The sequence below is a fragment of the Bacillus sp. JZ34 genome, assembly GCF_053903205.1.
Genome location: NZ_CP096403.1, coordinates 338,753 through 361,633 on the forward strand (window position 1 = coordinate 338,753; position 22,881 = coordinate 361,633).

23 protein-coding genes are annotated in these 22,881 nt (G+C 46.3%); 17 read left to right on the forward strand and 6 right to left on the reverse strand.

Going from position 1 to position 22,881, the window contains the following annotated elements:
• Positions 1-5 precede the first annotated feature (5 nt).
• The gene (locus tag M1D90_RS01620; RefSeq protein ID WP_023857012.1) at positions 6-1,175 is read left to right on the forward strand and encodes an FtsW/RodA/SpoVE family cell cycle protein; all 1,170 of its coding nucleotides are present in this window, start codon (positions 6-8) and stop codon (positions 1,173-1,175) included.
• Between the two features lie 25 nt (positions 1,176-1,200).
• Here M1D90_RS01620 and M1D90_RS01625 read toward each other — a convergent pair whose 3' ends face one another.
• Complete coding sequence (locus M1D90_RS01625) at positions 1,201-2,376, reverse strand: M20 metallopeptidase family protein (RefSeq protein WP_456283097.1); 1,176 nt, start codon at positions 2,374-2,376, stop codon at positions 1,201-1,203.
• A 144-nt stretch (positions 2,377-2,520) separates the two neighbouring features.
• Here M1D90_RS01625 and nfsA point away from each other — a divergent pair, with 144 nt between their 5' ends.
• Positions 2,521-3,270, forward strand: a complete 750-nt coding sequence (nfsA, locus tag M1D90_RS01630; protein ID WP_025810609.1) for an oxygen-insensitive NADPH nitroreductase — start codon at positions 2,521-2,523, stop codon at positions 3,268-3,270.
• 28 nt (positions 3,271-3,298) lie between these two features.
• Here nfsA and M1D90_RS01635 read toward each other — a convergent pair whose 3' ends face one another.
• Positions 3,299-3,436 carry a hypothetical protein gene (locus tag M1D90_RS01635; protein WP_023857015.1) on the reverse strand — a complete coding sequence of 46 codons (138 nt, stop codon included), beginning with the start codon at positions 3,434-3,436 and terminating at the stop codon, positions 3,299-3,301.
• Between the two features lie 87 nt (positions 3,437-3,523).
• Here M1D90_RS01635 and M1D90_RS01640 point away from each other — a divergent pair, with 87 nt between their 5' ends.
• The gene (locus tag M1D90_RS01640; RefSeq protein ID WP_025810610.1) at positions 3,524-4,531 is read left to right on the forward strand and encodes an LLM class flavin-dependent oxidoreductase; all 1,008 of its coding nucleotides are present in this window, start codon (positions 3,524-3,526) and stop codon (positions 4,529-4,531) included.
• Here the strand turns inward: M1D90_RS01640 and M1D90_RS01645 are convergent.
• Together M1D90_RS01645 and M1D90_RS01650 are read right to left on the reverse strand one after the other, a co-directional pair.
• Positions 4,528-4,776, reverse strand: coding sequence for a hypothetical protein (locus tag M1D90_RS01645; RefSeq protein WP_023857017.1), 249 nt, complete (start codon positions 4,774-4,776; stop codon positions 4,528-4,530). The two genes, M1D90_RS01640 and M1D90_RS01645, sit on opposite strands and share 4 nt — an antisense overlap.
• A gap of 123 nt (positions 4,777-4,899) precedes the next feature.
• Positions 4,900-7,320: a S8 family peptidase gene (locus M1D90_RS01650; RefSeq protein ID WP_075212885.1), complete on the reverse strand. Its 2,421-nt coding sequence runs from the start codon at positions 7,318-7,320 to the stop codon at positions 4,900-4,902.
• Positions 7,321-7,802: 482 nt separating this feature from the next.
• On the opposite strand from M1D90_RS01650, the gene M1D90_RS01655 reads away from it, so the two are divergent.
• The 5 genes from M1D90_RS01655 to M1D90_RS01675 all read left to right on the forward strand — a co-directional run bounded on the left by M1D90_RS01655 (position 7,803) and on the right by M1D90_RS01675 (position 12,401).
• Complete coding sequence (locus M1D90_RS01655; RefSeq protein WP_023857019.1) at positions 7,803-8,093, forward strand: hypothetical protein; 291 nt, start codon at positions 7,803-7,805, stop codon at positions 8,091-8,093.
• A 42-nt stretch (positions 8,094-8,135) separates the two neighbouring features.
• Complete coding sequence (locus tag M1D90_RS01660; RefSeq protein ID WP_023857020.1) at positions 8,136-8,966, forward strand: PRD domain-containing protein; 831 nt, start codon at positions 8,136-8,138, stop codon at positions 8,964-8,966.
• A gap of 244 nt (positions 8,967-9,210) precedes the next feature.
• Entirely contained in the window at positions 9,211-10,590 is a 1,380-nt protein-coding gene (locus M1D90_RS01665; RefSeq protein ID WP_023857021.1) for a sucrose-specific PTS transporter subunit IIBC, read from the forward strand.
• A gap of 18 nt (positions 10,591-10,608) precedes the next feature.
• Entirely contained in the window at positions 10,609-12,045 is a 1,437-nt protein-coding gene (locus tag M1D90_RS01670; RefSeq protein ID WP_456283098.1) for a sucrose-6-phosphate hydrolase, read from the forward strand.
• Between the two features lie 89 nt (positions 12,046-12,134).
• On the forward strand, positions 12,135-12,401 hold the full coding sequence (locus tag M1D90_RS01675; protein WP_023857023.1) for a hypothetical protein: 267 nt from the start codon (positions 12,135-12,137) through the stop codon (positions 12,399-12,401).
• Positions 12,402-12,434: 33 nt separating this feature from the next.
• On the opposite strand, the gene M1D90_RS01680 is transcribed toward M1D90_RS01675, so the two are convergent.
• Complete coding sequence (locus tag M1D90_RS01680) at positions 12,435-13,247, reverse strand: bifunctional hydroxymethylpyrimidine kinase/phosphomethylpyrimidine kinase (RefSeq protein ID WP_020453339.1); 813 nt, start codon at positions 13,245-13,247, stop codon at positions 12,435-12,437.
• Positions 13,248-13,484: 237 nt separating this feature from the next.
• On the opposite strand from M1D90_RS01680, the gene M1D90_RS01685 reads away from it, so the two are divergent.
• A complete protein-coding gene (locus M1D90_RS01685) occupies positions 13,485-14,303 on the forward strand; it encodes a glycosyltransferase family 2 protein (protein WP_020453338.1) in 819 nt (272 codons plus the stop codon).
• Positions 14,304-14,316: 13 nt separating this feature from the next.
• On the forward strand, positions 14,317-14,994 hold the full coding sequence (locus tag M1D90_RS01690; RefSeq protein ID WP_020453337.1) for a uracil-DNA glycosylase: 678 nt from the start codon (positions 14,317-14,319) through the stop codon (positions 14,992-14,994).
• A 50-nt stretch (positions 14,995-15,044) separates the two neighbouring features.
• Here M1D90_RS01690 and M1D90_RS01695 read toward each other — a convergent pair whose 3' ends face one another.
• Entirely contained in the window at positions 15,045-16,427 is a 1,383-nt protein-coding gene (locus M1D90_RS01695; protein WP_026580265.1) for an aldehyde dehydrogenase, read from the reverse strand.
• Between the two features lie 271 nt (positions 16,428-16,698).
• Here M1D90_RS01695 and M1D90_RS01700 point away from each other — a divergent pair, with 271 nt between their 5' ends.
• The 7 genes from M1D90_RS01700 (at position 16,699) to M1D90_RS01730 (ending at position 22,881) form a co-directional block, all read left to right on the forward strand.
• A complete protein-coding gene (locus tag M1D90_RS01700; protein ID WP_023857026.1) occupies positions 16,699-17,007 on the forward strand; it encodes a YwdI family protein in 309 nt (102 codons plus the stop codon).
• A gap of 38 nt (positions 17,008-17,045) precedes the next feature.
• A complete protein-coding gene (locus M1D90_RS01705) occupies positions 17,046-18,347 on the forward strand; it encodes a purine/pyrimidine permease (RefSeq protein WP_023857027.1) in 1,302 nt (433 codons plus the stop codon).
• A 67-nt stretch (positions 18,348-18,414) separates the two neighbouring features.
• Positions 18,415-18,786, forward strand: a complete 372-nt coding sequence (locus tag M1D90_RS01710; RefSeq protein WP_025810614.1) for a DUF423 domain-containing protein — start codon at positions 18,415-18,417, stop codon at positions 18,784-18,786.
• Positions 18,787-18,942: 156 nt separating this feature from the next.
• Positions 18,943-19,581 carry a response regulator gene (locus tag M1D90_RS01715; protein ID WP_023857029.1) on the forward strand — a complete coding sequence of 213 codons (639 nt, stop codon included), beginning with the start codon at positions 18,943-18,945 and terminating at the stop codon, positions 19,579-19,581.
• 14 nt (positions 19,582-19,595) lie between these two features.
• Positions 19,596-20,702, forward strand: coding sequence for a sensor histidine kinase (locus M1D90_RS01720; protein WP_095291414.1), 1,107 nt, complete (start codon positions 19,596-19,598; stop codon positions 20,700-20,702).
• Positions 20,703-20,805: 103 nt separating this feature from the next.
• Positions 20,806-21,741, forward strand: coding sequence for an ABC transporter ATP-binding protein (locus M1D90_RS01725; RefSeq protein WP_023857031.1), 936 nt, complete (start codon positions 20,806-20,808; stop codon positions 21,739-21,741).
• A 15-nt stretch (positions 21,742-21,756) separates the two neighbouring features.
• Complete coding sequence (locus M1D90_RS01730) at positions 21,757-22,881, forward strand: ABC transporter permease (RefSeq protein WP_020453329.1); 1,125 nt, start codon at positions 21,757-21,759, stop codon at positions 22,879-22,881.

Here is a 22,881-nt window from a genome sequence, read left to right on the forward strand (position 1 = left end):
GTACAATGGGTCAGAAGAAAAATACGACAAGTCCCTATTATCAGGGAGATTTGATTTTTATATTAGCCATGTTCTTTTTAATCAGTGTGATCGCTGTTTACGCTGCAGAGCCGTCTTTTTCACTGAAGGGCTATCCGGCAAAGCAATTGTTCTTTTATCTGCTCGGCATTTCGGTGATCGTCGGCTTTCTCTATTTTGATCTGGAGCAGCTTGAAAAATTCAGCATATACATATATCTATTCGGCATCTTGTCATTGATCGTGTTAAAGTTCAGTCCAACGTCGATCGCACCGATTATCAAAGGAGCGAAAAGCTGGTTTCAATTTGGTTCGGTCACGCTGCAGCCGTCGGAATTTATGAAAATCGGCCTGATTATGATGCTGGCTTCGGTGATTTCCAAAGCAAGTCCGAAAGGCTCGCGCTCGATGCAGGAGGATGTTCACCTTTTGCTGAAAATCGCAGGGGTATCTGCGGTTCCGGTCGGTTTGATTTTAATGCAGGACGCCGGTACGGCCGGTATCTGCATGTTCTTTGTCGCCGTTATGGTGTTTTTATCAGGTGTGAACTGGAAGCTGATTTCGATTGTGGCGGGGTCAGGAATCACCCTCGTACTGCTCGTTCTGTTTTTGGTGATCAATTTTCCGGAGTTTTCGAAGGATACGCTGCACATCCAGCAATATCAGATCAACCGGGTGATGACATGGGTCGATTCGAGCCAGCAGGACGCGAACGATACGTATCAGACCGAAAAGGCCGTTACGGCGATCGGCTCTGGAGAAATCTTCGGAACGGGTATGAACAATTTGAAAGTCTACGTTCCTGAAGGCCAAACCGATTTCATCTTTGCCGTCATCGGGGAAAGTTTCGGTTTTATTGGCTGTACTTTTGTCGTCATCCTGTTTTTCCTTTTCATTTACCGGCTTGTCGTACTGATCGATAAGATACATCCTTATAATAAGTTTGCGTCATTTTTCTGTGTCGGGTATACGGCGCTGATCGTCATCCATACATTCCAAAATATCGGAATGAACGTCGGACTGATGCCGGTTACGGGCGTTCCCCTTCTGTTCATCAGCTACGGAGGGAGCTCTGTGTTGTCTGCTTTGATCGGCTATGCGATCGTTTATAACGCCAGCTGCCAGCTGACAAAATATAAAGGGTATATGTTTAAGTAAAAAAGACAGCCGAATCAGGCTGTCTTTAATCTTGGTTTAAAAATGCGAGAGCTGCCGACACAAGAATTTTCGCCGCGTTCAGCATGCCTTTTTCATCGATATCAAACAGCGGGTGATGGTGCGGGTAAACGGCTCCAGTCTGCGGATTGCCCGCGCCGGTAAAAAAGAATGATCCAGGGACATGTTCTAGATAATAAGAGAAATCTTCGCCGATCATATTCGGTTCGAGTTCGATGACGGCTTCAGGGCCGACGATTCGTTTGGCACATTGGCGGACGATGTCCGTTTCTTTTTCATGGTTGACGACAGGCGGGTAGCCTTTTTCATAATCGAGTGAAAATGAAGCGCCGTTGCTGTCGCAGACGCCCTTGATGACGCGTTCCATCTCGGCGATGATCGTCTCTTGGACATGCTTTGAAAAGGTGCGGACCGTTCCTTCAATGACCGCTTCTTCGGCGATGACGTTAAACGCCTGGCCTGAATGAAACGTTCCGATCGACAAGACGGCTGCTTCCGTCGGATCGATTCTGCGGCTGACGATTTGCTGGAGATGGTTGACGACTGAGGCTCCTGTTATTAAAGCATCTGTCGTTAAGTGAGGCGCGCCTCCGTGTCCGCCCCGCCCGGATATCGTGACTTTAAATTTATCAGCGGCTGCCATCATCGGGCCTGATGTAACACCGACTTGACCGACGGGCATCGGAGCCCAGATGTGGGTGCCGAAAATGGCATCCACGCCTTCGAGACAGCCGGCTTCAATCATCGGCTTGGCGCCGCCTGGTGTGACCTCTTCACCGAATTGATGGATCAGCACGACATTTCCTTTCAAGTCTTTTTGATGCTTTGCCAGGGCTTTTGCGGCTGTGAGGAGAGCCGACGTGTGAGCATCGTGTCCGCAAGCGTGCATGACGCCGGGGACAGTCGACCGGTACGGAACATTTTTTTGATCCTGTAATGGCAGAGCGTCGAAATCGGCTCTCAAGGCGACCGTCTTGCCGGGGCGGCCGCCTTTAATATGACCGACGACCCCTTGTCCGCCGACATTTGTTCTCACGTCAATCCCGAGGTTTTCCAAGTAATTTGCAATGGTGCGCGGTGTATTGACCTCGCGGTGGGAAAGCTCCGGATATTGGTGAAAATGTCTCCTGAGTTCGATCATTTCCGGATATAATGCATCTAATTCTTCAATTACAGACTTCACCGTCATCTCCCTTTCCGCTTCAAAAATTGTAAGACGATTCTATCATTTTACCATATGAAATTGAATCCATCTGCAGTCCGCCAAACCGTTTTGCTTTAGGGAAAAGCAGATATTGGATATGATAAAGGTTGAGGAGGTAAAAGGATGAATAAAACGATTGAAACAATTTTAAATCACCGTTCGATCAGGTCTTTTACAGATCAGCTCCTGACCGAAGAAGAGATTCGCCTGCTTGTGGAGAGCGCTCAAAGCGCATCGACGTCCAGCTATATTCAAGCTTATTCAATCATCGGTGTCACCGACCCGGACAAGAAGCGCAAGCTTGCGGAATTGGCCGGAAATCAGCCATATGTTGAAAAAAACGGCCATCTGTTTGTATTTTGCGCAGACCTTTACCGGCATGACAAAATGGCCCGGGAAAAGGGTGTAGATATCACAGCTTCTCTTGAAGGGACGGAGACCTTTATGGTCAGCGTCATCGATGCAGCTCTTGCCGCTCAAAATATGTCAATAGCGGCCGAATCAATGGGCCTCGGCATCTGCTATATCGGCGGGATTCGCAATAACTTGAACGAAGTCTCCGGGCTTCTGGAAACACCTGAATACGTTCTGCCGCTGTTCGGGCTTGTCGTCGGCCATCCGGCCAACCTGTCGGATAAAAAGCCGCGTCTGCCGCTTGATCACATTTATCATGAAAATGCCTATCAAGCGGACGAAGCCGAGTTTAAAAAACATATGTCCGCATATGACGAAACGATTTCAAACTATTATCAAAAGCGGACAGACGGCAAACGGTCTGACAAATGGACAGACCAGATCACCGGAAGCCTCAAAAAGCCACCGCGTGCGTATATGAATGAATTCGTTAAAGGAAAAGGTTTGAACAAAAGGTAAGGAACGTCCCCTCCGACTCGGAGGGGACTTATCTTGTCAGCATGTATTGAAGAAAAAGATAAAACATCAGCCAAAAGGGAAGACTGAAAAGGATTCCGAATAAACAGCCTTTTGCAAAGCGTTCTTCTACGACTGGCGGGTGCGTTTTTTGCTTCGTCTCATTCATCAGTATTAGGAGCTCCTTTAGGTTTATCCATGATATTATTATTTCTTTTTGCGCAGGAAAAGTAAACGAAGACTTGGGGTGAAAAAGATGTTGTCATTAAGCATACTTGATCAGACTCCCGTTTCTGAAGGAAGCACACCTGAACAGGCTTTACAGCATACGGTGGAGCTCGCGCAAGCGGCGGAGCGCCTCGGATACAAGAGATTTTGGGTTTCCGAGCACCATTTTTCAAGAAACTTGGCAGGATCAAGTCCGGAGGTTCTGATCGGTTATCTTGCGGCTAAAACAGAGAAGATCCGTATAGGATCCGGCGGCGTCATGCTTCCCCATTACAGCGCCTACAAGGTGGCAGAAAACTTCCGCGTCTTGGAAGGACTTGCGCCCGGAAGGATTGATCTCGGTGTCGGACGTGCTCCGGGAGGGATGCCGATCGCTTCCATGGCTCTTCAAAATGGAGGAAGACGGATGACTGACCAATATCCCGAACAAATTCAGGATCTCGTCACATATTTACACGATCAAGCCGATGAACACCACCGCTTTCCCAACTTGATCGCATCGCCGAACGTGGCCGCAGCGCCCGCTGTCTGGCTGCTCGGCTCCTCAGGGGAAAGCGCGAGGCTTGCCGCCCAAACAGGGGCATCGTATACATTTGCCCAATTTATTAACGGCGAAGGCGGAGAAGAGGCGGCCAGACTTTACAAAGAGAGGTTCGAACCTTCTGTATTGGGTGAACAGCCAAACGTGATCATTGCTGTATTTGTGATTTGCGCTGAGACAGAAGAGAAAGCGGAGAACCTTGCAAAAAGCTTGGATTTCTCTTTATTAGCCAATGAACAGGGGATAGTGACCGAAGGCTTTCCATCATTGGAAACGGCGCTGTCATATCAATATTCTCCTTATGAAAGAAAGAGAGTGGAAGACAATCGAAAACGGATGGTCATCGGGACGCCGCGGCAGGTGAAGGAACAGCTGCTTGAACTGGCCGGCGCTTACGGAACGGATGAAATCATGGCGGTGACGATCACCCACGATTTTCAAGACAGGCTGGAATCTTACCGGCTGCTGGCCGAAGCGTTTCATCAGTCAATTTAACGTTTTTGCTGAAAAAAATCGAGAAAATGGCGGATCGGGAAAAGAATAAACAGAATGCATATGTATAAAGCTGTAAACAGCCAGCTGAGCGGAACGAGGATGACGGTATCGACGGTTTGCTCCGTTGCTTTTTGAAAAGGCTTGGGCTCGCGCTTCTGCAGGTTGACGGCGAAGTACAAAATCGTGAAAAATATAAAGCAGACAATAAGGAAGGATAAGCCGAATAATACGATAAAAGAAAGCATATATACGATGTCCTCCGATTGCTTTTTTCACGTTTTGAAGAGAAGGGAGAGCTTCTCCTGAACGCATTATCCGTATTTTAACATATAAAAGCCTTGTTGAGTGGTTCTCAACAAGGCTTGTCATTATTCGACGATAAAAGGGTCTTCCGTCAGAATGTAGCTTGATTTTCCTTTGGCGGACGCATAGGCTAGCATATAGTATTTTCCGGACTTAAGGGTTGCGGCGTCATTGATTTTGCCGTTCCATTGATAAGATTGATAGCCTTTGCCTTGGTTTTTATAAACGCCGGCCTGCCCGAGAAGGTTCAGATTTTCATCATAGACGAGAAATGCGAGCTCTTCAGCCCCGCCCGGCAGGTAGGCTTCGATCGTGTAAGCACCCTGCTTTGCCCCCGGTTCAACCGTTACGGATGTGACGCGCGGGTAGTCAGGCTCTTTGACGATCAACAGGAGCGGAATTTCGGCGACTTTTCTGCCTCCTTCACGGACGTAAACCGTGCCTTCATATGTGCCTGCTTTCGTTTTGGCGGAATTGACGGTTACTTTTGCCGTTGCTTTACCTGTTTGATGGGCCGGTACCACGACTCGTTCCGTTCCTGATACCGTGATGCCCGCTCCTTTAAAGGAGTATTCGAGCTGATAGGCTTTTCTGAATGAAGAAAGGTTTTCAATTGTGAACGCTTGTTTTTTCGTTTGTTTTCCTTTGTCTTTCAGGAACGTTCCGTATGAGTGGCTGCCCGGCGTTACAATTGATGAAGCATGAAGGGCCTCGATGATGCGGATGCTGCCCGCTCCTTGCGTATTGTGAGGGAGAGGCTTTCCGTTTTCATCCGTCAATTTTTCCGCCGTATTCATCAGCACGCCTTTGATTTGCTCTGGCGTCCAATCCGGTTTGGCCTGCTTTAATAGGGCTGCCGTTCCCGCGACATGCGGGGAAGCCATGCTTGTACCCTGCTTTGAACCGTAACCGTGAGGGTTTTTCGGATCGTGGGTCGGAATGGTGCTGACGATATTGACGCCTGGCGCTGAAACGTCAGGTTTAATCATCCATGTATCCATGACAGGTCCGCGCGACGAGAAGGAGGCAATCGTTTCCCCGAGCTTTTTGTCCAATTTGAAAGAAAAGACAGCAGAGCGTTTCCCTTCTTTGATCTGTTGAACAAGCTTTTCGCCCTCTTCTTTCGACAATTTGACAGTCGGTACAGCCATCCCCATAACGTTGGCCTCGATTTCCCCTGTTACATTATTGTAAATCACGGCTCCGACAGCACCGGCGTTTTTGGCGTTTTCGGCCTTATCCACAAATGGAATGACGCCTCTCTGGATAACCGCTACTTTTCCTTTCACATCTTTGCCTTTGAAATCGTCAGCTTGTCCGATGCCGGCTTCAACAAGTTCCACGTCTTGACCGTTCAAAGCTTCAAGATCTTTTTCCTCCTGGTATCCCATCACTTTTGCTGACGAATACGAAGGAAGCCTCACAGAATATTCATTATATGGAAGCTGCGAGGCGCCGACGGAAATCGCATCCCTTGAAGTTCCCGGCGAGCCGACCGTCCAGTTTTCCGGTCCGCTGTTTCCGTTTGACGTAACGGCGACAACTCCTTCGGCCATCGCCCAGTCCAGTGCGATGCTTGTTGCATAATCAGGGCTGTTCAGTGAATTGCCCAATGAGAGGTTCATCACTTTTGCTCCGTCCGCGACGGCTTTTTCAATGCCTGCAATCACGTTCTCGGTTGTTCCTGAGCCGCCGGGGCCGAGCACACGGTAAGCAAGAAGCGTTGCTTCAGGCGCCACCCCTTTAATCTGACCGTTCGCGGCGATGGTCCCCGCAACATGGGTGCCGTGATCAGTCGCTTCTCCGCGCGGGTCGCCTGCCGGTGTTTCTTGTGGATCATAGTCATTATCCACAAAGTCATACCCCTTATATGGGCCGAAATTTTTCTTTAAGTCAGGATGTGTGTAATCCACACCCGTGTCAATGACAGCTACCTTAATGCCTTTACCGGTATAGCCTGATTTCCATGCCTGATCTGCTCCGATGTACGGTGCACTTTTATCCATCTGTGGATAAATGGCATCCGCTGCAAGTGTCACGTCTTTTCCTTTTATGCTGTCAGGTTTGTAAGCTGCGTTCGGATAAACCGCTTTTACTTCCTTGACGGCGAGCAGCTTCGGAATTTCACTGGCCGGCAGTTTCATTGAAAAACCCGAAAATACACGGTCGTATTCGCGGTTTATTTTCGCTTTTTTGAGTGTTTTCAGCGCACTGTTTTTCGCTTTGCTGCGAGCGGTTTTTAAAGAAGCTTTCGTTTGCTTTTCCCCATCCGCTTTTGCTTCGGCAAGCGACTTTTCTTTCAGCTCCACAATAACTGTTGTCTGTTTATCAGACGTCACATCAATATCACCGTAGATTTCAGCTTTCTCAAGTTCAGGCGACTTTTGATCGGGAACGGATGTTGCCTGCACTCCGGTGAGGAATGTGGATAACGAAAATAATAGAATAAAAGCCATGACGAAATAGCGCATGATACTTTTTCTCAATCTGTTTTCCCCCTTACGGATAAATGGTTTCTTTGTAATCCTTAGAGTTTCGAACTTTTAAAATATTCTCTCAGTTTCAAAAAAATCCTTCTATATATAGAAATAATTTTCAAAGATTCAATGTATTGGAGTGGATGTCTTTAGATTTATGCACAATTTACTGTGTATAAGTGAATAAACTTGTGTATAGATATTGTAGGGAATATACGTTCTTATACTAAATGTTGAATAAATATGTGGATATGTGGATATACCCTGTGGGTAATATGTGTTTATCCTTAGGATAAGCTGTGAGTAAGTTACATTCATGGTTTGTTTCCGTTGAATCATGCGTTTCCATCAGTTTTCAACAAAACTTCTAAAAACTAGAATCATTTTGCACACACATTGTGACAAACATTTTCATTTTGCTGGGATAAGATAGAGCAAGAAAGTTTAATAGAGTTGCTAGTTTTATCACAACGAAACTGGAGGGGATCGGTATGAAAGGTTTGATATCATTTTTAAAATTATGGACGGCCGTGCTGCTGAATGCGGTGGTGCCTGTCAGAGAGACTCAGATGAAGGTGATGGCGTTCGCCGGCGGTACATATCAGGCTGCCGATGCTTATCAGGCAGGCGGCTTTTCGGAAAAAAGAGAAGAATCAACAGAGCGGATGTCGGGCTGTAAGAGAGCGATGCCAGGCAGTTTTACGACAGAACCCAACCGGGCTGTTTGCCAAAAAGCGGTGAAGAGGGTAAGAGCCGGACCAACTCTTTACACGGGAACTTAAACAAGGTAAAATCCCACTCATAACGGGAAGTGGGTGACGGCTTTGAAAATCTATAAAGTATTGAACAACAATGCAGCAATCATAAAGGAGGATGGTCAAGAAAAAATTGTCATGGGGCCTGGTATCGCTTTTCAAAAAGGCAAAAACGATACCATTCCAAGAAACAAGGTAGAAAAAATTTTTACCATTCATGAAGAAAATGAAAAGTTTAAACAAATCCTCGAAACACTTCCGGAAGAACATATTGAAGCTGCCGAAGAGATCATCAGCTATGCGGAAGGGCGGCTGTCCGCACCGTTGAGTGATCATATCCACATCGCCCTTGTGGATCATTTGTCATTTGCGATCGAGCGAGTCCGCAAAGGATTCGTCATTCAAAATAAATTATTAAATGAAATCAAAGCGCTTTATAAAAAAGAATATGAGATCGGACTCTGGGCAATCGATTTGGTCAAAGAAAAATTGAAAGTCGAATTGCCTGATGATGAAGCGGGTTATATTGCGCTGCATATTCATACCGCAAAAATGGATGCGGAAAACATGCAGAAGACGCTTAAATACACGAACATCATCAAAGAATTGATAGAAAAAATCGAATGCTGTTTCAATCAGAAGATTGACGAAAACAGCATCTCATATCAGCGTCTTGTCACGCATCTCAGGTATGCCATCAACAGGCTGGAATCAAATGAAGCGTTTCATGTCATGGACGATGACATGCTTTATTTCATCCGGAAAAAGTATCCTGAAAGCTACCAGTGTGCGGCAGGGCTGGCGGATTACGTGAAAACTGAATATGATCTTCATCTTCCGGAATCGGAAGTCGGATATATTACGCTGCATGTCCAGCGTTTAAATGATTCCTATAGGTAATACCGCCTGATAACGCGCGATCAGGCTTTTTTAGGTCGATTTTCACAGAAAATAAAAAAGTAGTTGACGAAAGCGTTATCACATAATAAAATGAAAGCGTATTAAAAAATAAATACCGGGGATTGTGACTGGTAAAGCAGGCAAGACCTAAAATTTGCTAGATGAATGGGGAGAATCTATCCGCCATTCGTTGGTGAATTTTAGGTCTTTTCTGCTTTTTTTTTAAAAAAAAGGAGGAGTCATCATGAATCACAAAGAAATCGCCGTACGTCTTATACAGCTTCTTGGCGGAGAAGATAATGTCATCAGTGCAGCTCATTGTGCGACAAGGCTTCGTTTGGTGATCAAGGACGAAGCGAAAATCGACCAGGAAAAGGTCGAAGAGCTGGAAGGTGTAAAAGGAGCCTTTTCGAGCTCTGGCCAATACCAGATTATTTTCGGAACAGGACTTGTTAATAAAGTGTATGAACAGTTTGCTAAAGAGCTGAATCTTGACCAAAAGGAAACGGTTCAGCACAGCGATGCCGCAAAGGGAAAAATGAATCCTTTAGCGCGATTCGCGAAAACGCTGTCAAATATTTTCGTGCCCATCATCCCGGCCATTGTTGCAAGCGGTTTATTAATGGGGCTGTTGGGGATGATGAAGGCATTTCAGTGGGTCGATCCTGATGCAGCGCTGTATAAAATGCTTGATATGTTCTCAAGCGCGGCATTTATTATCCTTCCGATCTTGATCGGTGTCAGTGCTGCGAAAGAATTTGGCAGCAATCCTTACCTGGGGGCTGTACTTGGAGGTATTTTAATTCACCCGAGCTTGTTCAATCCTTGGGGACTGGCAACTGCATCTCCGGATGTGATGAACTTTTACGGGCTCAAAATTGAGATGCTGGGCTATCAAGGAACCGTTGTTCCAATTTTGCTTGCCGTGTATGTGATGAGTAAAATCGAAAAAGGCGTAAGAAAAATTGTTCCAAACGCGATCGATCTTTTAGTGACACCGTTTGTCACGATTATTTCAACGGGATTTATTGCCTTTATCGCAATCGGTCCTTTAGGAAGAATGCTTGGTACAGGGATCACGAACGTTTTAACTTATGTGTATGATCTTGCCGGACCTGTTGCCGGACTGATTTTCGGAGGAACATACTCGCTGATCGTTTTAACTGGTGTTCACCACAGTTTCCACGCGATTGAGGCCGGCCTTATCGCTGATATCGGCAGGAACTACCTGCTTCCGATCTGGTCTATGTCCAATGTCGCCCAAGGCGGGGCCGGACTTGCCGTATTCTTTTTGGCAAAGCGCGCAAAAACAAAAGAAATCGCTTTACCTGCTGCTTTCTCTTCTTTTCTCGGCATTACCGAACCTGTTATTTTCGGTGTTAACCTCCGTTACCGCAAGCCGTTTATCGCGGCAATGGCCGGTGGAGCGCTCGGTGCTGCATACGTTGTCTTTATGAATGTTGCGGCAAACGCCTACGGTTTGACGGGAATACCGATGATTGCGATTGTTGCCCCGCTTGGAATGGGCAACCTGATCCATTATTTAATCGGAATGGCGATCTCTGTGTCTGTCGCGTTTATCACAGCCTTTATTTTAGGAATTAATGAAGACGAGAAAAAGTGACGGAAGGAGGGGAAAACGATGAATCAAGATCAGGAGCTTCGTCAAAAGGCAATAAACCGGGTTGAAGAATACCGGGATATTGTAAACCTTGATCCCTATCGGCTGCATTATCACATCTTGCCTCCTGTCGGACTGCTGAATGATCCGAACGGGTTCATTCAGTGGAAGGGAGTTTACCATCTTTTTTATCAGTGGATGCCTTTTAAAACGGGGCACGGTGCAAAGCTGTGGGGGCACTACTCTTCAACAGATCTCGTGAACTGGCGGCATGAAGAGATCGCCCTCACGCCGAGCGACTGGTTTGATAAAAACGGCTGTTATTCAGGAAGCGCGATCGCTGAAAATGATGTGCTCCACCTGTTTTATACGGGGAATGTCAGAGACGACGAGGGAAATAGGGAGACCTATCAATGTCTCGCCGTCTCAAAAGACGGCATCTCGTTTGAAAAACAGGGGGTTGTTGCAAGGATTCCGAAAGGATACACGGCTCATTTCCGCGATCCGAAAGTATGGAAAAAGAGTGGCAGCTGGTACATGGTGCTCGGCGCCCAGACTGAAAAACTTGAGGGCAGAGCCGTTCTGTTTCAATCGGATAATTTGAAAGACTGGCAGTTCCTTGGCGACATCACAGGTTCAAATACAGATCAGCTCGGGGAATTCGGCTATATGTGGGAATGCCCTGACATGTTCGAACTAAACGGCAAAGACGTCTTAATTGTCTGTCCGCAAGGCCTTGAAGCAAAAGAGATGCGCTACCAAAACGTCTATCAGTCAGGTTATTTTGTCGGTGAATTGAACGAGCAGAAACCGGGTTTTACACACGGAGACTTTGAAGAGCTTGACCGCGGCTTTGATTTTTATGCGCCGCAGACGACAAAAGACGAATCAGGCCGGAGGATACTGGTTGCCTGGATGGGTGTTCCGGACCAGGATGAACAGAGCCAGCCGACGATTCAGCATCAATGGGTGCACTGTATGACATTGCCGAGGGAATTGCATTTGCAAAACGATAAAATCGTTCAAAAACCGGTCGCGGAGCTTAGAACGCTCCGCCAAAACGAAAAACGCGCAGCAATATCACTTAATCAAGGCACCGAAAAACTGGACATTGTTCAACCGGACAAAACCGAGCTTTTCATCAGCCCGCAACTTATTGAAGACAGCTTTGAGATTTCCTTCAGGGGTGCCGCGCGACTCATTTACAATAAAGCTGACGGCATCATAACTTTGGAAAGAAACAGCTATGTTGATGAAAGAACGGAAGCCAGACATTGTCGTTTGCATGAGCTCCGCGATTTAAACATCTTTTTAGACGCGTCTGCGATTGAAATCTTCGTCAATGGGGGAGAGGAAGTCTTTACGGCAAGATATTTTCCTTACCCGGGAAATAATGATGTTTGGATCGGTGCCAGAAAAGAAATCATAGTGAATGTAACATCCTGGACGGTCGCATAAAGGGAGCGGGTGCGGTTTGCTATTTTCTGTACAATCCCTTTATGATATGCTTTTTTTAGAGAGAGTGCAGTGAAAAAGGGGTTGTTTTTTTGGATCAAAACCAGCAGAAGTTGACAGCTGTGCGTTTGAAAAAAATAGCGGATCATATTGAGGATACGAGAGAGGAATACAATGGTTTGCTCCTTCAGATGAAGAAGCTGATCGGCGGTATTGAAGATAAAACAATTCCGGATGATGAAGAAATACAAAAGAAACTTCAAGACACTTATGAACAAATGAAAGAATATGCTCTTTTTGTGGAATCGATTGAGACTTTCTTAAGATCATCTGCAAGAACGATCAAACGCGAAAGCTAAATAAAAGCCAGCCCCTTTTAATGGGGCTGGCTTTTATTTGCCGCTGAGCCGTAAAGCGGAGTGCTTCGTCGGCCCGACGTATTGATTCAAACGGAATGATTCGCGGATGGCTTCCGTAATAAATGTTTTTGCAGAATAAATGGCTTCTTTTACATTTGAACCTTTGGCGAGTTCAGCCGTAATCGCTGCGGAATAGGTGCAGCCCGCCCCGTGCGTGTATGGAGTTTCAATTCTTTCTCCTTCGATGACTTCTGCATCCCGGCCGTCAAATAATACATCTACCGCTTTTTCGTGATTCAGTTTGCCTCCTCCTGTAATGAGGACGTGTTCAGCGCCGAGGCCGTGAATGACTTTTGCCGCTTCCTTCATTTGCTCAACCGTTTTAATTTCTCCAAGTCCGCTGAGCTGGCCGGCTTCAAAAAGGTTTGGCGTAATGACCGTGGCAAGCGGAGCCAAAAGCTCTCTTAAAGCCTTTGCGTGTTCGGGATACAGCACTTCATTTGCTCCTTTACATACCATAACGGGATCAATGACGACATTTTTCATGCTGTGCTTCTTGATTGTGTCTGCCGCCAATTCAATGATATCAACAGTCGGAAGCATGCCCGTTTTCATCGCATCTACCCCGATGCCGTCCACAATCGTCGACAGCTGGGCGCGGATGACTTCCGTATCAACTGGGAATACCTGGTGATTCCAGTTGTTCTCAGGATCCATGGCGACAACAACCGTAAGGGCCGTCATTCCATAGACGTTCTTTTCTTGGAACGTTTTTAAGTCCGCCTGAATGCCGGCGCCTCCGCTTGAGTCAGAGCCGGCGATTGTCAGTGCTTTGTGCATTGTCATGTTCAGTCAATCCTCCACGATAAGAGATTCCATCCAAAGTTGGTTTATTACTTATTATAGACAGCTTTTCGCAAGATCACAATGAAATGGCTGCCGCTTTATAGTGCAGCGGTCCTCTGCCAAATTTCGTGAATGGATTGGCATAAAAAACCAAACCATCTTTTGATCCATGTGAAATTATTCGCATTATGATTTAATATGTTTAGAATGAAATAAGAAGGAGCGTATATCACAAACATGAACATATCTATCGTAGTTGTCACGCACAACCGGGTCACCGCTTTGTGCGAATTGCTTGAATCCATTACAAAACAGTCTGTTGCACCGTTTGAAGTCATTATTGTTAATGATGCCGGGGAGAGCGTCGACTTTGTTGAGCGCCTTTATTCAGACCTTCCGATCAGAGTTATCCATCTGAAAGAAAACGTGAAGCATGTAAAAGCGAGAAATATAGGGGTGAAAGAAGCTTCCGGAGATGTTATTATGCTGTGTGATGATGATGATTTTTTCACTCCGTGCCATATGGAAAGAATGTTGAATGCGCTGGAGACCGCCGATTTTGTTTATTCGGATGCTGAGATTGTGTCTTTCGAAGAAAAAGAGGATAAAAGAATTCCGACAAGCCGTTATCTTTTTGCGTATTCCTTTAACTTGGATGAAATGAGGAAGTTTTCTACATATGTTCCTTCAGGGAGTATGTACAAACGGTCTCTTCATGACGAGATCGGCTATTTTGATCCTGCTGTCCACAATTATTGGGATTGGGACTTTTTCCTGAGAGCAGCTGAGCGCTTTCGCGTGAAAAGGGTTCCTTTTGCAAGCGTCATCTATGCGTTTTCAGATCAGGGTGACAACCAATCCGGAGATCTTGGCGGAATGAGACAGTATTATTTGGATGTCTTGAGTGAAAAGCATCAGCTTGGCAAGCTGCCGACAAAGAACTTTTTCGTACTTCTCGAAGAACCTGCTATGAAAAAAAGGGAAGCGGAAAGCGAAATCGTCTGGGACGGAAAACCGGTCGCATCCAGGCTTTCCGCTGCAAGACAATTGAGTTAAGGAGGCCTGAACATTGAAACAGATTTTGAATGACAGCTGGTGGCAGCAGCTGAAGGACGAGTTTAATAAGCCTTACTATCAAGAACTGAGGGAAATGCTGAAAAGGGAGTATGCAGAGCACACCGTATATCCTGAACCGAACGATATATACAATGCTTTGCATTATACTTCCTATGAAAATGTTAAAGTCGTGATTCTCGGCCAGGATCCGTATCATGGCCCGGGGCAGGCCCATGGCTTAAGCTTTTCCGTACAACCCGGTGTCAATCCGCCGCCTTCTTTGAAAAATATCTTTATAGAATTGCAGAATGACATTGGCGCCGACATCCCTAATCACGGTTCTCTCGTCAGTTGGGCCAAGCAAGGCGTTCTGCTGCTGAACACCGTTTTGACTGTGAGACGGGGCCAGGCAAATTCGCATAAAGGAAAAGGGTGGGAACAGCTGACAGACAGTATCATAGATGTTTTAAACAAAAGAGATAAGCCAGTCGTTTTTATTCTCTGGGGCCGGCATGCCCAAATGAAAAAAGAGCGAATCGATACATCCAAGCATTTCATTATCCAGTCGCCGCATCCGAGCCCATTCTCGGCTAGAAACGGGTTTTTCGGGAGCAGACCGTTTTCAAGAGCCAATCAGTATTTGGAACAAATCGGTGATGAGCCGATTGATTGGTCCCTTCCGAATCTTTAAAATCGCGAGAACCGCTAAAATAAGCGGTTCTTCGTTTGTCTGGCTCCTATCTACCTGAGAAGTTTTTTGATGATTCGCAGCCCGTTTTTTGATGAAGGGTAACGGAATGAAATGTCAAACAGGTTTGTCTGTTTTAAAACGCTTTTCTCGTGGGAAAACGTCTTAAAGCTGTGATACCCATGGTAACTTCCGATTCCGCTTTCGCCTACGCCGCCGAAGGGGAGGTAAGGTGTGGCTGTGTGCATCAGCGTGTCATTGATGCATCCCCCGCCAAATGAAATCCGGCTGAGGATGTGCTTCTGTACCGGTTTTTCATTCGTAAACAAATAGAGCGCGAGCGGTTTAGGGCGGCTTTGAACCATTTGGATAACGTCTTCGATTGTTTCATAGCCGATGACAGGAAGGAGCGGCCCGAAAATCTCTTCCTGCATGATCGGCGATTCCCAGTCGGGTTCATCGATAATGGCCGGAGCAATTTTAAGTGCGTCTTTTTGATACGTTCCGCCTGTTACGATATTCTCGTTGTGTAAAAAGCGGAGTAACCGTTCGAAATGACGTTCGCTTATGATTTTTCCGTACGCCGGATGGCTTTCCGGCGCTTTTCCGTAAAATGTTTGGATCGATTGCTTCAGAGCGTGCAACAGCCCGCTTTTCACATCTTTGTGTACGAGCAGATAATCAGGCGCAATGCACGTCTGTCCTGCGTTTGTCAGCTTTCCGAAAACAATCCTTTGAGCTGCAAGCTTAAGATCAGCATCCTTGTGCACGATGCAGGGGCTTTTTCCGCCAAGCTCAAGTGTGACTGGAATGAGCTGTTTTGCTGCGGCTTCCATGACGACTTTGCCCACGGGAACACTGCCTGTAAAAAAGATATAGTCAAATTTTTGCCGCAAAAGCACTTGATTCGTCTCCACCCCGCCCTCAATAACGGATACATATTCGGGGGGAAAGATTTCTTTAAGCATCTTGGATATGACGCTGGATACAGCGGGAGCAAGCTCTGACGGTTTGATGACGGCCGTATTCCCCGCAGCAAGTGCGCCGATCAGAGGCGAAACGGCAAGCTGAAACGGATAGTTCCATGGCGCGATGATCAGGACCGTGCCATAAGGCTCCGCAATGACGATGCTTTTTGAACCGATGTGCGAGACGGCCGCTTTCGCCTTTTTCGGCTTGGCCCATTTTTTTAATCGTCTGCTGATGAAGCGGATTTCTTCCAGTACAATGCCGATTTCCGTCATATAGGCTTCGTGCTCTGATTTATTAAGGTCTTTCTGAAGGGCTTCAAGTATGTCCCGTTCATATTTTTTTACAGCATTCTTAAGAATGTTAAGCTGTTCCAGACGATTTTCAACAGCGAGTGTTGCCCCGCTTAAAAAATATCGCTTTTGCTCGGTAACGGTCGTTTCGATGGAGGGTGTACGTTCTGCCATTCCCTGATTCCTTTCGCTTTTAGAAATTCGAGTGAAGTTTTTTTTCATTATGTGTGACAGCCTTTTCAGCTGTCAACTTTTAGCCGTAAGAAAATCGGCGTTTTCTACCTGCGTTTGCCTGCAGATATCTTTTTTAAAAGTGCAAAAGGTGATATTTCACAGCAGGAGAGGCAATTTTTCGCAATGGATATTTGCAAAGTGCATTCGGCACGGGAGAAGTTAATTTGGTAAAATGAAATGGAAACTGAAAACGGTTTGGAGGATCGATTTGATGAACATACATATATCAAGTTTGCTGCAGAAGATGGAGGACGAATTGAAAAAAGCAAAGGAATGCAGCCAGGAAAATGAATTGAAAATGCACATCGCGGTTATCCGCTCCCTTTGCGACGTCATTGTTGAACCGCAGCAGCGGCCGTCCGTCCAGTCTTCACCCTATGTTCAAACGGCCAATAAACCATCGAGCGACCAGCTGATGCTAGAAAAAATGATGGGGAGCGCCGGTGCTGAACAGTACAAAAAACAAGAGAAACAAAAGCACGAAGATGACGGCAACGGAGATTCTATTTTTGATTTCTAGGCGCCGTCGGCTGTTTTAAAAAAGAGAGGTTGATCAACTTGAAACTGCTTTTTGGGGCTTTACAATGGACGGCATTTATTATTGCGGCCGCAATCGTGGTGCCCATTGCAATCGGGCAGTCATTCGGGCTGAACCAGGCAGAGACCGCTGGGCTGGTTCAAAGCACTTTTTTCGTGCTCGGCACAACGGCTTTTATCCAATGTTTATTGGGACACCGCCTGCCGATTAATGAGAGTCCGGCCGGCCTCTGGTGGGGCGTGTACACGATTTATTCCGGTCTTACAGGGACCGTATTTGCGACTCATATTGAAACGCTTCAGGGGCTGCAGGGAGCGATGCTGCTAAGCGCGGTTTTCTTCTTTATTTTTAGTTTATTTAAAGTTATTGATAAGCTGGCTGTGATGTTTACTCCTGTTGTGACGGGCATTTATTTACTGCTGCTGGTCATCCAGCTTAGCGATCCGATCGTTAAAGGTGTCATGGGGATCGGCTACCGGAAAAACGAGGTCGATATACCCGTGTTTTTGCTGGCGGTTGTGGTCATGCTGGCTACGTTTCTGATGAGCCGGTCAAACATTCCGGTTCTCAAGCAATATTCAATTTTAATTGCGCTTTTCGGCGGCTGGGTCTTATTTGCCGTATTCGGCGTGGCGAAGGCGCCTGAGCATGCGAACCAGCTGTTCCGCCTTCCGGATATTTTTCCGTTCGGAATGCCGCTGTTTGACAGCGGATTAGTCGTTACTTCGCTATTTATTACAGTATTGTTAATCGTCAATATGCTCGCCAGCATACGGGTGGTTGAAGGAGCGGTCAGACAGTTTGAGAAGCTGGAGGAGAGGAGGCGGGCACGTCCTGCCGGATTTATCGCCTCCGTCAGCCATTTGCTGAGCGGATTGCTCGGAGCTGTAGGCACGGTGCCGATATCCGGGGCGGCCGGGTTTATTCAAACGACGAGAATGTCTTCGAAAAAACCGTTTTTGCTCGGGAGTTTGATCGTGATCGTCATCAGCTTTTTCCCGCTGGTCATGAATACTTTTGCCAGCCTGCCGTCTCCGGTCGGCTTTGCGGTGAACTTCGTCGTGTTTTCAACGATGGTCGGCCTGGCATTTGCCGAATTCGATTCTTATGAAAAGGACGAGGCAGGCCGCATCCGTTTTGTTACCGGGATTGCGCTCCTTGCCGGCGTGGGGGTCATGTTTGTACCTGAAAGTGCTTTGGAAGGAATGCATCCTGTTTTTGTTTCCATTTTAAGCAATGGGCTTGTCCTTGGAACAATTGTAGCGATTGCTGCGGAACAGATGCAGCTACGGAAAAAGAAATTTGACAATATCGTGTCATGAGATGTGTAAACGTTGAAATTAAAGGCGTGTGCGCTATGATGATAAAAGAAAGGCGGGCGATTTGATCGTGAAATTATTTTTAATTTTAGGTGCTGTCAATGCGATGCTTGCGGTTGCTTTAGGGGCGTTCGGAGCTCATGGTCTTGAGGGGAAAATTCCCGAGAAATATTTGCAAATCTGGCAGACCGGCGTCCAGTATCATATGTATCATGCGCTCGGTTTAATTGCCGTCGCGCTCATCGCGTCAAAGCTTACAGATGCGGGAAGCGTAACTGCGGCAGGTTGGCTGATGTTTGCCGGAATCGTTTTATTTTCAGGAAGTTTATATGTCCTCAGCCTTACGCAAATCAGCGTCCTCGGTGCGATTACTCCGCTGGGCGGCGTGGCGTTTATTGCCGCATGGATCATGGTTGTTGTATCAGCTGTTAAATACTTGTAGCTTACTAAAAAGCCAATCTCCTGAAAGGATTGGCTTTTTTTTATTTTAACAGGGGCTGATTCATGGTAATTTAATGTTATGAACAGGGCGAAAGACCCGGCTTTTGCATTTTGACAGAAGGGATGTGCATGGCGGAGGACCGGTCTCCGTTCAAAGATGAAAATTAAAGTGATCATTGCGGATGACAATTCATTCATAAGAGAGGGTATGAAAATCATACTGAGCACTTATGATGAATTTGAAGTGCTGGCGACGGTGGAGGATGGCTTGCAAGCGGTCGAATTTTGCCGCGGCCAAGCTGTGGATATTGCACTGCTTGATGTCCGCATGCCCAACATGGATGGAGTGGAAGCTGCGCGGCTCATTTCAGAAACGGGCGCCAAGCCTTTTATTTTAACAACGTTTGATGATGACGAATACATCGTCGCTGCCATACGGAACGGAGCAAAAGGATATTTGCTGAAAAATGCCGATCCTGAGCGAATTAGAGACGCAATTAAAAGCGTGTACAACGGCCATACTGTCATGCAAGATATCATCCTCGACAAGATTAAATCCAATTTGGCGGAGCATAAAGAAGCGGAATCCAAAATAGACGAAAGCCTGTTTACCGAACGCGAGCTCGGAATTATGGCCCTGATTGCCAGAGGGCTGTCCAATAAAGAAATATCGAAAGAACTGTTTATTTCTGAAGGTACGATTGCCAATTATATTTCCTCGATTTTGGGGAAAACAGGGCTTGAACACCGGACGCAAATCGCAATTTATTATTTAACTGGAAAAGTTAACTTTTAATCTGGGGGATCACCATGGAATTGCGGATTTTGACCGGCAAACTGATTTTGCTGGGATTTATCATCTATCAATGCGTTTCTTCGGAAATTGACAATCTGCCGTGGCTTGTGTTCAGCATTCTTGTTTACGCCTGTATCAACCTCGGGATTTCAATTTTATCTGAAGGAAAAATAAAAAAGCTTTTTATTATTATGTCTGTCATCATTTCAATTTTTTCTTATGCCGAGGTGCACCCCCTATTTATTTTATTTCTTCCTTTTAGCCTGTATGAAGGAGCAGCTAATTTCGGGCTGCCGAAGTGGATGGTACTTGCCGCTTCAATCGTTCCGGTTTTGTTTATCAATGAAAGCATCTCAGCGGTCTACGCGTTGACAGCCGCTTTTCAATTTTTGCTGTACTGGGCGGCAAGCCAAGATGCAGCGCGGATTGAAAAGCTTGAACATCATATCGATCAAACGAGAAGAGACCTGGAGAAGGTAACAAACATGCTGCGGGAAAACAAAGAGTTTATCAGACAATCCGAATATACGTATAAGCTTGAGGAGCGGAACCGGCTTTCCCAGGAAATACACGATAAAATCGGCCATTCCATGACAGGAGCGCTGATTCAGCTCGAAGCGGCGAAGCGCGTCCTTGACATAGACAAGGAAAAAGCTTCCGAGCTCCTGCAAAACGCGATTAACATCTCCAAGGACGGGATCGAAAATATCAGATTGACGTTAAAAAGCGTCAAGCCGCCCTCAGAACAGATGGGTATCCATAGATTGAAGCTGTTTATCGATGAATGTTCGGCGCGGTATCATATGAATATTTCATTTTTGCATAAAGGCGATTTGGATGTTATTTCTCAAATTCAGTGGAAGATTATGTTTGAAAATATCACCGAAGCACTGACAAACTCGGTGAAATATGCAGAAGCGACACATGTATCCATCTATATTCATGTGCTGAATACACTCATTAAAGCCGAAGTGAAAGACAATGGAAAAGGGCGGCAGAAAATCAAGAAAGGGATGGGGATCATCGGGATGGAGGAACGGGCCGCTTCTGTTAACGGAAAGGTGATTGTTGACGGTTCGAACGGCTTCTCTGTCACCACCTTGCTGCCCAAGCATGAATGATTTCATGAATTGAATATGAATTTTCTCATGTGAAAAAGATGAAATGCTGCACTGCCGCACCATTCATCTTTTTTTTATAATGAAATCAAAATGAGGTGAGAACATGAATGTATTGGAAATCCATCATCTAACAAAAAAATTTGGCGACTTCGTTGCCGTCGACAATATATCACTCTCGATCGAAGAGGGCGAAATATTTGGATTGCTCGGCGCAAACGGGGCCGGAAAGAGCACGACCATTCACATGATCTCGAGTTTGCTGAGATGCAATGAAGGCGAGATTTTGATTCTCGGAAAAAACATTGCGAAACACCGCAAATTCGCCAAGATGAATATCGGCATTGTCCCGCAGGATCTGGCCATTTACGAGGATTTAACGGCATATGAAAATGTGAAGTTTTTCGCCGGACTCTATGGTCTCCGCGGGGCCCAATTGCGCAATCGGGTGGAAGAAGCATTGCAGTTCGTCGGTTTAAGCGATAAGCATAAAAGCTTCCCGAAAAATTTTTCAGGCGGAATGAAAAGAAGGCTTAATATCGCCTGCGCGATCGCCCACAGGCCAAAGTTGATCATCATGGATGAACCAACGGTGGGGATTGATCCGCATTCGAGAAATTATATTTTGGAATCCGTCAAAAAGTTAAATGCGATGGGCTGCACGATTATTTACACCAGCCATTATATGGAAGAAGTTGAAGAGATCTGTACGCGGATCGCCATCGTGGATCATGGAAAAATTATCGCCGAAGGAACGAAGGAGCAGCTGAAATCGATCATTACCAACACGAAAGATATTCAGGTCGTTCTTAAATCGGCGGAAAATGTCGATATCGGCGAACTGAAAACGATCAGCGGCGTGGAGGCGGCTGCTCTTGAAGACAATACGATCAAAATCAACTCGGATGCAGGTGTCAATAATTTAAACCAGATTATTGAGAAGCTGATGAAAAACGGGGCCGAGATTCGTTCATTGGAAGAAAAAGCGCCTAATTTGGAAACCGTGTTCCTGACCTTGACCGGAAGACAGTTGCGCGATTAGAAAGGGGGCCATGGTTTGAATACACTCATCATTGCGAAAAAAGAAATTGTATCGGCTTTTCGGGACAAGCGGACATTCCTTTTTATGCTGGCATTTCCGATTGTACTGATTATGATTTTAGGCACCGCGCTGACGAACGCTTTCGATCAGCAAACAGCAGCGGTCGGCGAGGTTCATGTTCTGTATAAAGACAAGGCTGACGGAGCGTTTTCGGAAGGTTTTAAAACATTCGCAAAAGAAGCGAAAACATCCGGCGTTCATTTTAAAAAAATATTGTCTGATACGGATGGAAAACAAGAAATCAAACAAGGGAACTACGATGCTTACCTTGAGATCGAAAACAGCGGCATCAAGCTTTACCAAATGGATAAAAACAGTATGAAAAACAGCATTATTCAAGGAATGCTGACCGCGTTTGCAAACCGGTACAATGCCGCACAAGAGATCATCAAAGCCGCTCCTGAGCAAGCGGGTGCCGTGCTCGGGGACATACCTGGCGACCATTATATCAAGGAGACGTCTCTCAGCTCAGACAGAAAGCCCAACTCCATGGATTATTACGCGGTTACCATGACCACTCTGATCGCGCTTTACAGTGCACTAAGCGCCAGTTATTTAATAAGGGGAGAGCGGCTTGGAAAAACAGCCGACCGGCTGATCGCGGCGCCGGTTCATAAAGGCGAGATTTTTGCCGGCAAGCTGATTGGCAATCTTGTGACAAACGGATTATGTATTTTTGCCGTCGTCATATTCAGCAAATACGTATTTAAAGCGTACTGGGGAGATCATCTCGCCCTTGTGGCGGCCGTGCTGTTCAGCATCGTATTGTTTGCCGTATGCCTCGGCCTTGGCGTCAGTTATTTGACGAGAACGGGGGAAGCGGCAGTGGCGATCATTAACGTGTTGATTCCGCTGGTTGCATTTTTCGGAGGCGCTTATTTTCCTGTCGAGGGTGCGGAAGGTGTTTTAGCTTTGATCAAAGACCTGTCTCCGCTCACATGGACGAACGAAGCTATTATGAACATTATATTTGCGGACGATCTAGCGGCGGGGCTGCCCGTAATCTTGCTGAACATCGGTTTATCCCTGTTATTTCTGCTGATTGCCGTTGTCTCATTGCAGAGAAGGGAGGGGCTGTAA